This is a genomic window from Paraeggerthella sp. LCP19S3_G8 (genome assembly GCF_052119225.1).
Lineage (GTDB): Bacteria > Actinomycetota > Coriobacteriia > Coriobacteriales > Eggerthellaceae > Paraeggerthella > Paraeggerthella hominis.
The window spans coordinates 240,403-253,798 of record NZ_JBQKFQ010000002.1; the positions used below are offsets into that span (position 1 = coordinate 240,403).

The window sequence follows — 13,396 nt, forward strand, 5'->3', positions numbered from 1 at the left end:
AACGAATCATGCCAGTAGCATTAAAATACTGCACGGAGGTGGCCGATGGGTACTACGCGAGAGACGAGGGTTCTGTCCGCTGTTGGATTTGGATTGGCCAAAGCTGCCACATCACTTGCCTACATGACCGCAATGGGATCGGTTGCATCCAGCATCGGATTTGTGTCCGAGCTTGATTTCATGATTGCCATGAATCTTGTTGCTTGCGCGACCGGCCTTGCCATAGCATGGCTTGCTGGCAAAGGAAAGCTTGCTGGGAAAAGCCTTTCCCAGGTTCCTGCCGTCATCATATTCGTTGCAGGCTTGTCGCTGAATTTTATCTCGGGCCCATTCGCACTGCCCCCGGTCTTCTTGGCAAAACTGCTTGGTGCATTATGCGGGTTTTCAATAACAATAGCTTGCGCATGCTGGCTTGAAGTGCTCTCCGCTCAAGACAGCCTCCAGCATTCGATCAACCAAATCGTCTGCGCGCTGATCATCCAGGGAGTACTGGTCGCGTGTCTTTCCTTTGCGCCAGCAACTGTCGTGAGGATAGCGGAGATTGCCTTTTTCCTTGTTTCTTCCTTTCTGCTTCGAGCAGTCCGGCGAAATATCCCGGCAACAGAGCACAAAACACCCCCCGAAACACGGCCAGACCTGCGTTTCGAGTTGTTCCAATCTTACATTTGCCTGTTCGTGCTCGTCGGCGTCGTGGGGATTCTGCACACCTCGGTTCTTGGCTCTTCGACGGAGCACATCGTGGGAGATGTGAACATGTGGTTACCGCTTGGGGTTGCAACGTTTATTACGGCCATTCTCGCTTTCGCAACCGCTCGGCGCCCCAATCCTACAAGCGTCTATAAAGGCTGTTTTCCTTGCATGCTTGTGATTTTGTCGTTGTTGCCTTTCATGGGAGACTTTCTTAGCTCTTTCACGGGGTTTATCATGATCGCCTGCTATGACGTTTGTGGCATGATGTTCCTTGTCTTCATCGTCGAACGATCGCGTACCTTGTCTTACCCCAGCTATATTCTGTCTGGACTTTACTTAGGAGGTTCAAGCCTATCTCTTTTCGTCGGCTTGTCCATCGGGCTTTTGCTTGGGGCCTTAAGCGCCGATTACGACTTGTCGCTTCTCACCCTTCTGGCGTTTGCAACCATCTACCCGCTGGTAACCGTGCTCATGATCGCAGTCCGAAAAAGCCGGGGATCAAGCGACAGGAACCAAAGCATGCACATCGCAGAAGCGGTAACAATGAAGAGCGTCGATGCCTCAGAAGCGCGTGCCGAGCACGCGTCTGAACTAGACCCCGCCGAAAGCGAAACGAGCATCGAGCAAAGGCTTGCCGTCATCGCCGAAGAAGTGGCACTCACGAAACGCGAGCGAGAAATCATGGCGTTTCTAGCTCGCGGACGCTCTGCCAGATACATTGCCGAAGCGCTTGTCATATCGGAAAACACCGTGTGGTCCCACATCAAGCGCGTGTATTCGAAAACGGGAGTCACCTGCAAACAAGAGCTTATCGACCTTGTGGAAGCCCCAACGGAAACAAGCCATAGCAGCTAAAACGCACGAACCCGGAATGCGACCACAGGCGACCGGCCCATGGTCGCGACCGATTTCCTGCCTGCCTACCCCAACAACGTAAAAGCCAAAGGTTACGAATCGTATTCGAGGAGAGACGCCTTTGCGCCTTCCCTCGAAGCGAGTGCTATTATCGAGCTGCGCACGACCTCTCGCCTCCATACTGCATGCATGGCAGGAAAAAAGCACGCACAAACACGGCGCGCAGACAAGGGCTTGCCGGATTGTCTCGAGAGAATAGAAAGGATTGCCATGTGCTCGGGTATCAGGTTCACGGATGCGTCGGGAAACATGTACTTCGGTCGTAACTTGGATTGGAGCTGCTCATACGGAGAGCATGTATGCATTACGCCCATTGGATATGCACCCGCATCCCCTTTCGACGCCATCGAGGAAACCCTCTACCCTGTTATAGGAATGGGGATCGTCGCCGACGACACGCCACTCTATTTCGATTGCGCCAACGACCAAGGTCTTGCCATAGCAGGCTTGAACTTCCCTGGCTTCGCACAGTACGAACCCGCCTCCGTCGACGGCAAGGTCAATGTTGCGTCCTACGAGTTTCCCCTTTGGGTAACAAGCTTGCACAAAACCGTCGACGAAGTTGAGGCGGCGCTGCAAAACGTCGCGATCGTCGACAAGCCCCTTAACGCCGATTTTCAGTCGTCCCTGCTCCACTGGATCATTGGAGATGCAGCCCGATCGATCGTCGTCGAATACACCGATCAAGGCATGCAAGTGTTCCACGACGATGTCGACGTCCTCACTAACCAACCAGGATTCGCCTGGCAGTTCGAGAACCTACGGGGCTATCTCAACGTCACCAGCGACGTCCCCCCTACGCGCACGTGGCGCGCGGCAACGCTTGAGCCCTATGGATCGGGCGCTGGCATGCGCGGCATCCCGGGTGACTACTACTCCCCCTCGCGCTTCGTGCGGCTTGCATACCTGAACGCAAATTACCCGCAGAAAAACTCCGAGAAGGAGAACGTTTCCCGCTTGTTCCGTTCCCTTGCGGGAGTCTCCATGGTGGAAGGCGCTGCGCGCATGTCGAACGGCGACTTCGAAATCACCGTGTTCAGCGGGGGTTTCTCGTCGCGCACGAACACGTACTACTACTCCACATACGACGACCCAGCCATCCGCTCTGTATCGCTCGATAATTACGATTGGCGCGGCCCGAGCCTCATCTCAATCGAACAATAGAAAAACATGCGGGGTGCTCTGCATAACGCGCCAATGCGTCGCCCCGAGGGCTCTTGAACGAATCGCTTTTTTTGGGGCGTGCGCCAGAGCGCAGGCGCACGCATTCGCATGGCAGGCATTCGGGATCAAGCCCCTAGGCTTTGTCCATGCCGAAGCCGTAATTTCGTTCAAGCAGGTCTGCGAGAGGCTCCCGCATCAGGTTTTCCTGCACATGCTTCTTGTCGCGAAGCGATCGCATGAGTAGACGGTTCCGTTCTTTTCAACGCTTGCCGCAGGCCATGTTGCACTGCGACTCCAAGATGCGCGAGATAGACTTGGCCATCCAGGACGGGTACGTGCTTCATCCCGTAAAGACCAAGACGAACGCGCTGGTGAAGAAGGATGCAACCAAGAACTTCACCTACCTTGGGGCATGACCGACTACGAGGCAGGGTTCGACCATGTCATCTGCCAGGCGCAAGGGTCCTATCTGCTGGCGAAAAATATGGAGGCTGCGCCCGTTTGGACGATCTCACTCTTCAGGCTTACATGACCCATCCACGAGCTATTTTAGACATCCGAGTGTTTTTCTCATGCCTCGTTCTTGCCGCTGATCCCAAGACTTTTCGCCATCCCCGTCACTGCCGCGATGCCTCCTGCGATGGCGGAGCCGGCCAACGTGGCAAGCTCCTCCATGGGGAGCTCGGAATCGCTGTCCGCCCATTGATGGTAGAGCGCCAGCAGCCCCGAGCAGAAAAACGAAACGAAAAGCTCGAAGTACGGCCCCAGGTCCTCAGCCAACCCAAGAGCGTCCCTTTCCGCAAGAACATCTGCCATAGCGGGCCTGAGCCTCGATATGAGAGCATCGGTATCCACATGTTGCACCACAGCTGCCCTCTGATCGAACGTGGCAATGAGCTCGGCGCTGAGCTCCCGGAAGATAACAGGAACGTTTACGGAGCCGTCCTCGTCTGCCGCGGCAGTGGTCAGAACTTCGGCCAGGCGTCTCATCTCCTCGCGCAGAAGGCTGTCAACAAGACCGTCTATCGAGCTGTACCTCAGATAAAAGGTCTTGCGATCAATGTCAGCACGCTCGGCTAGCTCCTTGACGGTGACGTTTTTTAGACCTTTCTCAGCCAAAAGCTCCCCAAAGGCCGTCCTAATGGCTTCGTCGACCTTCCTCCTGCGCCTGTCGCTTCTGCTGCTCCCCGGCATATCGCTCCTTTCATTTCTTGATACAAGTCTACATTAAGGCTAGTTATGTAGATAAATGCTCACTGCGGCGCAGTGTGACCATTGTTAGTACTCGCAAATCTCAATACAATCCACAGTGTTGATAGCTCCACACTGTGGATTGTATCATGGAAAGAGGTTGGCATGAGGGCTGCTGATCAGATCAAGCGCGCGGCGATGATGAAGACCGTGGGGTACCTGCTCGAGGACCCGGATAAGAACATAACCAAGATCATGGACATGATCGACAAGGTGGCCCCCGAGGACCTCTTTCGCAACCAGCGCAATGCCTTCCGCACTGCCATCGACTCGAAGAACAACTGGTACCAGCTCATCATGCGCATTCTGGAGAAGATGAACCCCGAGGTTCGCGACGCACTGGTCAAGAACCTTGTCGTGGACGGTAATCTAATGGCCTGGCCCATCCAGGAAGAGATGCGCAAGAAGCACCGGTGCAACATTCCCTGGGCTATCCTGCTGGACCCTACCAGCGCCTGCAACCTGAGCTGCACCGGTTGCTGGGCGGCCGAGTACGGCCACAAACTCAACCTCACCTACGACGACATCGACTCCATCGTTCGCCAGGGCAAAGAGCTTGGCTGCCACATCTACATCTACACCGGAGGCGAGCCTCTGGTGCGCAAGAAGGATCTGATCAGGCTCTGCAAGGCGCATTCTGACTGCAGTTTCTTGTGCTTCACCAACGCCACCCTCATCGACGAGAACTTCTGTCAGGATCTGCTGCGCGTTAAGAATTTCGTGCCCTCCATCAGCGCCGAGGGAACCCGGGAGACCACCGACGCCCGTCGCGGCAAGGGCACCTACGACAAGGTGGTCGCCGCCATGGCGCTGCTGAAGTCCCACGGACTTCCCTTCGGCATCTCGGCCTGCATCACGTCCCAGAACGGCGACGCCATCGGGTCCGAAGAATTTGTGGACTGGATGATCGAGCAGGGTGCCTTGTTCTGCTGGATCTTCAACTACATGCCGGTGGGCATGGACGCCCCGGCCGAGCTCATGCTCACCGTGGAGCAGCGCAAGCGGATGTACGGTTTCGTGCGCAGGATGCGCGAGGAGAAGCCGCTTTTCCTCATGGACTTCCAAAACGACGGTGAGTTCGTAGGAGGCTGCATCGCAGGAGGCCGCCGTTACCTGCATATCAATGCCGCAGGCGACGTGGAACCTTGTGTGTTCATTCACTACTCCAACGCCAACATTCACGACATGAGCCTTCTGGAGTGCCTGAAATCCCCGCTGTTCATGCAGTACTACGAAGGCCAGCCCTTCAATGACAACCTCCTTCGCCCCTGTCCGATGCTGGAGAACCCCGGATGCCTCGAGGCCATGGTCGAGGCATCCGGTGCGCACCCCACCGACCTGCACCAGTTTGAGAGCGCGGAGCACCTGTGCGGCAAGTGCCGCGACTTCGCGCGCGCCTGGGAGCCGGTAGCCGAGGAGCTGTGGACTGATCAGGACGACGCGCGCTACCCCTACCGCAAGGACATCTCGGTCCTCATGTCTTCGGAGGAACTGAACAAGTTCGCCAAACAGGGTCGTGAGCTGAGAAAACTGTAAGCCGAGGGATCTGCCCCTGTCGAGTTAACGTGTCCCAAACGTGTCATAAACCCGCACCGAAGATTCGTTCGATGCGGGTTTATGACAGACGCTCTATGATAAAGCGAAAACCACCTTGCCGGAACGAAGTTCACCGTGCTTGAGTATTTGCTCGCTTGAGCAGTGCCAGTATTCACTTTGAGCAACCGAAATACTCAGCTTCAGCAGCGGCTGCCGATGCGGCCAGCAATGGCAGCCCACTTTCTGCCCCTAGCTTGCCCTCCTGCACTTGGCGCGCATGTTCACGTCGCCCATTTCGATTCAGGTCGCGTTGCGGACGATCCTGCCTAATGCGAAGTAATGCATTAGACAGGTAATGTGAAGCTTCACATTACCGATCGATGACCGCATCAGCGATAGCTCCTTCCCCGAACTTGGGATGCCATGCGCTGAGCGCAAACTGCGAGCAGAGAATTGAAGACCTTTGGCGCTGCCTGCTCTCGACAATCTCTAGAATCTCTCGCGCCCCTTTAGCTCTTGCCGCTTCCAACAGCCAGTCGTCAATAATCAAGACATCGCACTTGATGTGCTTCTTTTTGGCTGTTAGCCACTCTTCGTCACGCTCGGCAACAAGCTCGTCAATCATCTCCGGCAATCTCGCATAGCGTACCGAGTAGAACGAGCTGCAAGCAGCAACGCCTAGAGCGCAAGCAATCCAAGTCTTTCCGGCACCTGACGCACCTGTGATCACGATGCTCCTTTTCGCCTTCACCCAGCAGCAGTTCGACAGTTCAAGTATCTGACTTTTATCGAGTCCCCGATCGCCATCATAGCGAATACCTGCAACATTTGCCTCCGGCGCAGAAAACCGGGCCGCCTTCAACGGGCGAATACGTTTGTTTACGCGCCTTGAGTCCCATTCATCATCTACCAGCATGGAGAAGCGCTCTGCAAATGGTATTTCGTCGAAGCCTCCGGACTCTTGTTGGTTTCTAAAAGCCTTAGCCATGGCGGTAGGACGCATCTCATGCGGTTTATCGATTGTTTGCCCTACGGACATCTCCATTCTCCTTGTTCGTAGTTTTCATAGTATGCAGACCCGCGAAGGCATGCACCCTTGTCAGGATCGACAGGCACTTGCGCGGCGAGCTTGCTGACTATTGCTTTCACAGTTTTTCTTCTCAAAGCCCAGCAGCGCCCGACACGAGCGATATCCTTGTTGCTCGACTTTGCGGGATTCCAGTATCGAGTCTATAGCGCATCGGGTCTCGGGCCCGATCCTCGAAGCCCGTTTTTTGAAACGTCCCGCATTCCATTCGGCGAAGTCGCGGTGCGAATCGGGCATGTGGTTTCGATCCGTTGAATACGGACCTTTGCGCATCCGTATGCGCTTGTGCATGGCGATACGTTCTCCGTCGCAAAGGATGGATGCGGAGCTTTTTGTTGCCGCAATTTCGACTTCCCTTTCAACATAGGTGAAAGGAACCGAGCACCAGCGCCCGTCAAAGCTTGCAGGGTGGTTAAAATTGACAGTGGCGCGCTTCCTGGCAACCATTTCGTAGGAGTGCGCCGGCAGCGGGGCAAGCAAGTGCTTTTCCCGGTCAAGGAATTCGCTTGCCCTGCTGCCTTCTCTTTTCTGGAAGGCGCGGTCGTTAAGCTCGGATATCCTCTCCTGCAAGGCCTCGTTGAGATCCGCAGGCGAGAAGAAGACGCGTGCCCTCAACGGCGCTATGGCCTGACGCTCGATAAGCCCCACGCCCATCTCCACGGCGCCTTTATCGCGAGGTTTGCGGGGTCTGGCAGGCACCACGGCGACGCCGTAGTATTCCGCCATACGGCGATACTGGTCGTTTGAAATCAACTCTTCGACGGTGTTTTTTATGACGCCGGTCTTGCAGTTGTCGGGAACGAGAAGCGGTGTCGTGCCGCCGAAGAACGAAAATGCGTGAACGTGCGCAGCAGTCCACGATTCCTCGTCCATGGAGTAAAAGCCTTCGGCGAACAGGTAGTTCGAATAGGGCGGGCATGCAACGAAAACGTACGCCTTGTGCAATTCTGCAGTGCCGGGGTCGCGCGCCTGCATGGCGTCGCCCCACCCAGTCAACCTGAGTCTCGTCTGCGGGCTTTCTTTCTATATGCATTGTTGCGCGGTTCGCGTCCGCCCATTTGCGGCGGTTGCCGCAAAAAGCCGTGAACATGAGCGGCTGTTTGCCGGTCTCGAGAGCCTTGTCGCAGTATTCGTTCCATCGATGCGCTGGCGTTCGCCCGACTCGAACGAGGCACCGTTCCTCGATGTGGCTTGCCAAAGCCCCGTGATGCCCATGGGCACACTCAGGTACTCGGTCGCGTTCTCGCCGAACCACTCGAGCTCGTCTTGCGTAATGGGTCGAGGCCCTATCACGGACATCCCTTTTGTCAAGACGAAAAAACACTAAAGGCGCCGATAGGTTGGATTATTGGATTGACCTGCGGGTTTTTGTATTGCCAATGGCACTGCGGACAGCGTATTGCGCCAGCGAATCGCGGCTACCGCTTTGCGCATAATAAAAACGCCCGGCGACGATTCGAATGGTCGAGTCGAGCCCGAAGACGACCTCTACCCCTAAGCGAAATCGTTCCATTGGGGCGAATTCCCAATGGGACGATTCCCCACAAGCGGCGCGCGGCTGCATAAACTTCGATGGCGGAGGCCATCGAATGCAGCCTTCCGCCAGAGTCAGCCACCGCGAAGCCACGGCTTCTCGTTAGGTCCCGAGCATCCCCAACGCGCCATCCGGCCAGCTTACCGGGAAGGGCCCACCTTGGACGTTGACGTTATCGGGCCGCCTCCCGTGCCCCCAGCGCAGCAGTGGCTGGACCCGCCAAGGCGGCCAAGGAGAGCGCTCCACGCCTCCTCCCCTTGGAACCCCACCGGCCGCATGCCCGCTCAAGCGCCGCGGGGCTGTTGCCCGGGATGCGGCGCTGCGCGCCGCACGCGCGACATCCCCACAGAATTCCGGGCGACATCGGCCCGTCGCCGGCAATTCGGTGGGGATGCCGGCCCTCGCGGGCCTTCGCGAATCCGGCGCTCCGCACCGCCTCCCGGGCATATCGGCAGACAAGCCGAGCAAGGAGGCCTTGCATCGGAGGCCGATCGGAGAAACCCAGGCAAAGGCCCCGCAGCGTCGCAAGGCCCCGCAGAAGCTTTTGCGGGAACAGAGGACTCGCGTCGGCAAATCGCGGCGAGCATGCCGCACGCCAGCGGCCCTACCGATCGCCGCCCGCGGCCGCACCTGTCCAAAATGCCCCGAAAACGGCCTTGGGACGGGCAGCTGCGCCGGCGCAAGTGCACGAAGCGCAATTGCGGCGCCGGATGCGCCGCAGGAAAGGAGGCGGGATGTACGCGAACCCCAAGGAGACGACGTCGCTCAGGCTGGACGGGACCATGAAGCGCAGGAGCAGGGAGCTGCTCGCGCTGCACGGGATGACCCTGACGGAGGCGTTCGAGGAGTACATGGACGAGCTCGTCTACCGGGGCGGGCCGCCCATGAGGGCGAGCCGCGAGGCGAAGGCCAACACCATGAGGATCCGGTTCGAAGCCTTCATGGAGAGCGGCTTCGGAACCGGCGAGGAAGGCGAGCGCCCTGGGGATGGGGGCGCAAGATGAGCCGCAGCGCGAAGACGAGGAAGCTGTCGGTGAGGATCAACGCCGACCTGAAGGCGTCATTCGAGGACACGCTGCGGGGCATCGGCGTCGACCCCACCTGCGCGATGAGGAGCTTCGCCTTCCAGATCGTGCTCGAGGGGGACATCCCCTTCGACCCCGTCGACGGCGGCTTCGAGGCGGGCGGCAGGACCGCGGTGACGTCGGTCAAGATCCCGGAGGACGTCGCCGGCGAGATGGAGTCCGTGCTCAAGAGCCTGGACACGAACTTCTCGCAGGCAGTGAGGCTGCTCGCACTGCAGACGACCGCGCTGGGAGGGATGCCGTTCGCCGCCGGCATCCCCCGGAAGGAGAGGTGAGGGGCTGCCGGCTTCGCGGAAGGCTCTGGGCGCTTTTTCTCGGCAAGGCGCCCTGCCGCTTCGGCCTCTCGAGGCGGCCAGAGCGCCAATGCGGATACCGTGCAAATCAAAAACGCACATCAAACGACCCACCTTGTCCACTGCAATCACCACTGCATATAGGCGGCTTTGCCATCAACGATGTTCACAACGAAAGGCTCGCTCCTTCCATACACTACGCCGTCCTTGACCAAAATGCACTCAACGTAATGCAGACCTGTGTAGCTGGTGCTTTCGCTTCTAGTCCTCCTACCATTCGACAAAGTCGAGCTACAGTAGAAATCACCCCTGAGGCAACCCGCGCGAAGCGCCTCCTCCCCATCATTGGTAACTTGCCACCGAACTTCGTATCTTTTTATCCCCTCAGCATGGGCTTCGAAACGGAGGGATACGCCTTTAGGCAAAGGGTCGCCCGATTCAAAGGGAGTAGGAGTTCCGCCGCTGCGTGTTTTCGTCGCCGAAACGGTGACTGCAACAGCATCAATCTCCGTAAGGCCATGATGCCGATGATGGGAAAGGGAGTCGACCTTCATTCGGGCCGTCGAGAGCGGCCTGCAGTTGACGACGCGTTCCGAAAGACCGAGAGAGCGCCTCATTTCGCGCAAGGCGTAACGGTTTATGAAACCGCTCCTCGATCGAGATGGAACCGGAACAAGGTCTGCAAGAACGGAAGAGTGCCAGTCCGCAAAAGACTGCATGGTTGAACCATCCCATCCGTCGGCAAAATTCTCCAACGGATCGGATGGGTTAGCCAACTTGTATCCGTCGCCGGTTTTCTGGATGAACCTTGGCATAGATTCGACCGTCAGCACAAAGTCGTCATACCAGTTTCCCGTTCGAGCGACCGATTCATAGGCCTTGGCCGCAAGCGTCGTTATAACTATAGAGCGCGGCTTTTTATCCGAGGACCGAGCAAAGTAGATGTCCCTATGTCTTTTCAGAAGCTGGATGTACCTTTGAAGGGGAAGCTTCACCTTGTACACTTCTATCTTCTCAATTGAAACGGACTTCGCAAGCGCGAGCCTTTTCCTTTCTTCATCGACTCGAGCCACACCTAAAAACCATTGCGCAAACCCTCTTGGATTCGTAGTGGGCCAGCTGTCGCAAATGCCTCCAAACAAAGGGTGCCTTTTATCTGTGTGGGCGAGATAGGAAGCGCCGTCTGGGATTTTATATGATTTCGCGACCATAGCTCGGCGATGCGAATGCGTGTCGTCCAACGTTGGTAATATATCAAGGTGAAAGTTTGCATCGTCGACATACTCCAACGTCCAGCAACGTTTTCCATCGTGCGGCTCGTTTGACATTCCGTGCCTGCGGGCATAATCTTTAACATCCTTGCCAACCACCTCTTTGAGCGCTTTTTGCGATATGTCTCCCTTGCTCAAAGACCGAAGGTTACAAACCATATCGACATCATATGACCCGTCATCGGTGGTGGGCTTAATGGCGGTGCCAATCTTAATGGATCCCTGCAAGATGATTTCAGGGTCATACTCAAACAGACCGGAAGACTCTGCTGTCAGTTCACGAGACACCGACCCGTAAGCAGAAATCGCCTTATCGTAATAGCTGTCAGGCATCTCGATCTCGCTCAATGCGCTGGCAAGCTGACCTTCCATGTATTTGGAAAACTGTGCGTCTATCAACTAGAGAACCTTTCTCGCAGTTGGGGCGATACCATAAAATACACCGCTGATTTCGACGGTGCCCTTTTCGATATCACGCGCATCAACCAAGACGAGTTCGCAATCGGGGCCCGACCCTATTGCCTCCCGAATGAGGGCCGCCTCGTCCATCGATAGAGTAACTTCGTAAACGTCGTGGATAAGAAGCTCGTAAATCTCCAGCTCCTTCGAGTACGACATCTTGCGGTCGCACATGCGTATAAATTCTGGGTTGAAGCACTTAACGGCCTTGTCAGTAAGATAGCCAGGCTCGACAAGCTCTTCCCTGAACTCCCTCATGGTCCCAACCTCGCGCCCGGTTCTCCCGTCAAACCAATCGAGAAACTCCAGGAGGTTCTTTCCCGGAAGGCGCAAGCGCAAATCATCGGAATCTGTTAGATGGGTATTAAGGGCACAATCAGCTCGTGCGCCCAAGCTGTCAAGTTTCGCCTTGCTGCTAGGGAAACACTTGTACACGCCACCCACTGGCTGATATTGGGACCTAATTCGGCCGCCGCGTATCAGAAGGTATTTACCATCGACAACGATTCTGAATAAGTACGCTGCACTAACGCGCACCTCCTCGTTCCGATGAACGCCTGCACTGCAGAGCAACGCAAGTCGCCTTCGATTCTCAATAGTTTTCTTTGCTAGAAACACTATGAACGTCGCTACAAGAGAGGCGACAACGCCATAAATGAAAGACCCTATATCCAACTGCCAACCTTTCTTTATAATAGAGCGAGTATTATGTTGCTTACTATAAGCATCATAAAGGTAGTTCTTGCTGTCAAGTCTATCATATGTAATAATTTCTTACATCGGAAAGGAGCACAACTATGAAATTGCTGAGCGTAGCGGTATCGGGCTTCCGCAACGTCGCGCAGACCGCCATCGAGCTCGGCGGGATAAGCGCCATCGTCTCTCCGAACAACTACGGCAAGTCGAACCTGCTGCAGGCCATCGACTTCGGCTTCGAGTTCATGAAGTCGAGCAGCCGCCAGCGCGAGTCGATGATGCGCTCGTTGAATTGCATGCCGCTGAACCCCAAGCTCGCCAACGACGACTTCCGCTTCTCCATCACGCTCGACGACCCGGCCCTCGGGGAATACCGTTTCGTGCGCTACGGCTTCTCGTTCGCCTGGCTGCGCGACGACGGCGAGGGCTGCAGGATAACCGACGAGACCATAGAGATCAGCTCGAGGGAGCGCGGCCCCTGGACCAACTACCTCAAGCGCAACGAGGGGAAGTACAAGAAGAGCCACGACACGAGGTCGTTCCGCTCGATAAGCCTCGACGGCACGAAACTCGCCATCGACGTGCTCACCGCGATCGAGGACATCGACATCAACGGGGCCATCAAGTCCGTCCTGTCGGCGTCGTTCGACATATGCGACTCGCTGGACACCGACAACCGCTTCCGCTCGACGCCCTTGGAGCTCAAGGTGCAGCACCCTGACGACTCCTTCGTCATGTTCGACGACGAGGACCTGTCCCGCTCGCTGTTCCACCTGAGCAAGGCCAGCCCGGAAAGGTACGAGGATTTCCAGGCGGCCGTGTATACGCTGTTCCCCGAGTTCGAGGAAATCTCGGCCGTCTCCTACGCCATCAACCCCGAAGAGCACAGCAGGCTCGTCGAGATGCTCGGCGCGGCCGACGCCGACACGGACATCCCCTTCAGGATCAAGGACGAGCTCTACCGCCTGATGATAAAGAGCTCGCACGTCAACCAGCCAGTCGACGTCTCCTATATGTCCACCGGCACGAAGCGCATCATCTGGCTTATCGCCAACGTGATGATCGCCGGGGCCAAGGGCGCGGGCGGCATCGGCATCGAGGAAGTCGAGACGAGCATCCATCCGCGCATGACGCAGGAGCTCCTCGAGATCCTCAACGAGAACGTTGCGGACACCTCGCTGCTGCTCACGAGCCACTCGCCCTACCTCATCCAGTACCTAAAGCCGGAAAAGGTCTACGTCGGAGTGCCGAACGAGGACGGTGTTGCGTACTTCAGGAAAATGCGCCCGTCGAAGGTGAAGGGTGCTGTCGCCGCAGCGTACAACCATGGGTTCGGCCTCGGGGAGTACCTCTTCTCCCTGATGTCGGACGACGGAGACGGCGCCCGGGTGCTCTGCGACCTCCTGGAGGACTGA

General features: G+C 56.8%; 13 protein-coding genes. 7 read left to right on the forward strand and 6 right to left on the reverse strand.

Going from position 1 to position 13,396, the window contains the following annotated elements; all coding sequences use genetic code 11:
* Nucleotides 1-45: 45 nt before the first annotated feature.
* The 3 genes from ACTQZK_RS02895 (at nucleotide 46) to ACTQZK_RS02905 (ending at nucleotide 3,185) form a co-directional block, all read left to right on the forward strand.
* A complete protein-coding gene (locus tag ACTQZK_RS02895) occupies nucleotides 46-1,545 on the forward strand; it encodes a helix-turn-helix transcriptional regulator (RefSeq protein WP_441898374.1) in 1,500 nt (499 codons plus the stop codon).
* A gap of 270 nt (nucleotides 1,546-1,815) precedes the next feature.
* A complete protein-coding gene (bsh, locus tag ACTQZK_RS02900) occupies nucleotides 1,816-2,769 on the forward strand; it encodes a choloylglycine hydrolase (protein WP_114567044.1) in 954 nt (317 codons plus the stop codon).
* 236 nt (nucleotides 2,770-3,005) lie between these two features.
* Nucleotides 3,006-3,185: a hypothetical protein gene (locus tag ACTQZK_RS02905; RefSeq protein ID WP_147269867.1), complete on the forward strand. Its 180-nt coding sequence runs from the start codon at nucleotides 3,006-3,008 to the stop codon at nucleotides 3,183-3,185.
* A gap of 154 nt (nucleotides 3,186-3,339) precedes the next feature.
* Here ACTQZK_RS02905 and ACTQZK_RS02910 read toward each other — a convergent pair whose 3' ends face one another.
* The gene (locus ACTQZK_RS02910) at nucleotides 3,340-3,963 is read right to left on the reverse strand and encodes a TetR/AcrR family transcriptional regulator (RefSeq protein ID WP_114567045.1); all 624 of its coding nucleotides are present in this window, start codon (nucleotides 3,961-3,963) and stop codon (nucleotides 3,340-3,342) included.
* 162 nt (nucleotides 3,964-4,125) lie between these two features.
* On the opposite strand from ACTQZK_RS02910, the gene ACTQZK_RS02915 reads away from it, so the two are divergent.
* A complete protein-coding gene (locus ACTQZK_RS02915) occupies nucleotides 4,126-5,556 on the forward strand; it encodes a radical SAM protein (RefSeq protein WP_441898377.1) in 1,431 nt (476 codons plus the stop codon).
* Nucleotides 5,557-5,926: 370 nt separating this feature from the next.
* Here the strand turns inward: ACTQZK_RS02915 and ACTQZK_RS02920 are convergent, their stop codons facing one another.
* The 3 genes from ACTQZK_RS02920 to ACTQZK_RS02930 are packed head-to-tail and all read right to left on the reverse strand — an operon-like array spanning nucleotide 5,927 to nucleotide 7,954.
* A complete protein-coding gene (locus tag ACTQZK_RS02920; protein WP_441898379.1) occupies nucleotides 5,927-6,595 on the reverse strand; it encodes an ATP-binding protein in 669 nt (222 codons plus the stop codon).
* 60 nt (nucleotides 6,596-6,655) lie between these two features.
* On the reverse strand, nucleotides 6,656-7,618 hold the full coding sequence (locus ACTQZK_RS02925; RefSeq protein WP_441898381.1) for a Mu transposase domain-containing protein: 963 nt from the start codon (nucleotides 7,616-7,618) through the stop codon (nucleotides 6,656-6,658).
* A gap of 48 nt (nucleotides 7,619-7,666) precedes the next feature.
* Nucleotides 7,667-7,954, reverse strand: a complete 288-nt coding sequence (locus ACTQZK_RS02930; protein WP_441898383.1) for a sugar transferase — start codon at nucleotides 7,952-7,954, stop codon at nucleotides 7,667-7,669.
* Nucleotides 7,955-8,911: 957 nt separating this feature from the next.
* Here ACTQZK_RS02930 and ACTQZK_RS02935 point away from each other — a divergent pair.
* Together ACTQZK_RS02935 and ACTQZK_RS02940 are read left to right on the forward strand one after the other, a co-directional pair.
* The gene (locus ACTQZK_RS02935) at nucleotides 8,912-9,181 is read left to right on the forward strand and encodes a hypothetical protein (RefSeq protein WP_441898385.1); all 270 of its coding nucleotides are present in this window, start codon (nucleotides 8,912-8,914) and stop codon (nucleotides 9,179-9,181) included.
* Complete coding sequence (locus ACTQZK_RS02940) at nucleotides 9,178-9,537, forward strand: type II toxin-antitoxin system RelB/DinJ family antitoxin (protein ID WP_441898387.1); 360 nt, start codon at nucleotides 9,178-9,180, stop codon at nucleotides 9,535-9,537. The genes ACTQZK_RS02935 and ACTQZK_RS02940 overlap by 4 nt, the downstream gene beginning before the upstream one ends.
* A 146-nt stretch (nucleotides 9,538-9,683) precedes the next feature.
* On the opposite strand, the gene ACTQZK_RS02945 is transcribed toward ACTQZK_RS02940, so the two are convergent.
* Together ACTQZK_RS02945 and ACTQZK_RS02950 are read right to left on the reverse strand one after the other, a co-directional pair.
* On the reverse strand, nucleotides 9,684-11,225 hold the full coding sequence (locus tag ACTQZK_RS02945) for a nucleotidyltransferase (RefSeq protein ID WP_441898388.1): 1,542 nt from the start codon (nucleotides 11,223-11,225) through the stop codon (nucleotides 9,684-9,686).
* Complete coding sequence (locus tag ACTQZK_RS02950) at nucleotides 11,226-11,960, reverse strand: hypothetical protein (protein WP_441898390.1); 735 nt, start codon at nucleotides 11,958-11,960, stop codon at nucleotides 11,226-11,228.
* Between the two features lie 122 nt (nucleotides 11,961-12,082).
* Here ACTQZK_RS02950 and ACTQZK_RS02955 point away from each other — a divergent pair, with 122 nt between their 5' ends.
* Nucleotides 12,083-13,396 (forward strand): AAA family ATPase, encoded by a 1,314-nt coding sequence (locus ACTQZK_RS02955; RefSeq protein ID WP_441898392.1) that lies wholly within the window; start codon nucleotides 12,083-12,085, stop codon nucleotides 13,394-13,396.

Bases quoted from the DNA above. Each gene is read 5' to 3' on its own strand.
- ACTQZK_RS02895 (WP_441898374.1), top strand. From the start codon at position 46: ATGGGTACTACGCGAGAGACGAGGGTTCTGTCCGCTGTTGGATTTGGA.
- bsh (WP_114567044.1), top strand. From the start codon at position 1,816: ATGTGCTCGGGTATCAGGTTCACGGATGCGTCGGGAAACATGTACTTC.
- ACTQZK_RS02905 (WP_147269867.1), top strand. From the start codon at position 3,006: ATGAGTAGACGGTTCCGTTCTTTTCAACGCTTGCCGCAGGCCATGTTG.
- ACTQZK_RS02910 (WP_114567045.1), bottom strand. From the start codon at position 3,963: ATGCCGGGGAGCAGCAGAAGCGACAGGCGCAGGAGGAAGGTCGACGAA.
- ACTQZK_RS02915 (WP_441898377.1), top strand. From the start codon at position 4,126: ATGAGGGCTGCTGATCAGATCAAGCGCGCGGCGATGATGAAGACCGTG.
- ACTQZK_RS02920 (WP_441898379.1), bottom strand. From the start codon at position 6,595: ATGTCCGTAGGGCAAACAATCGATAAACCGCATGAGATGCGTCCTACC.
- ACTQZK_RS02925 (WP_441898381.1), bottom strand. From the start codon at position 7,618: ATGCAGGCGCGCGACCCCGGCACTGCAGAATTGCACAAGGCGTACGTT.
- ACTQZK_RS02935 (WP_441898385.1), top strand. From the start codon at position 8,912: ATGTACGCGAACCCCAAGGAGACGACGTCGCTCAGGCTGGACGGGACC.
- ACTQZK_RS02940 (WP_441898387.1), top strand. From the start codon at position 9,178: ATGAGCCGCAGCGCGAAGACGAGGAAGCTGTCGGTGAGGATCAACGCC.
- ACTQZK_RS02955 (WP_441898392.1), top strand. From the start codon at position 12,083: ATGAAATTGCTGAGCGTAGCGGTATCGGGCTTCCGCAACGTCGCGCAG.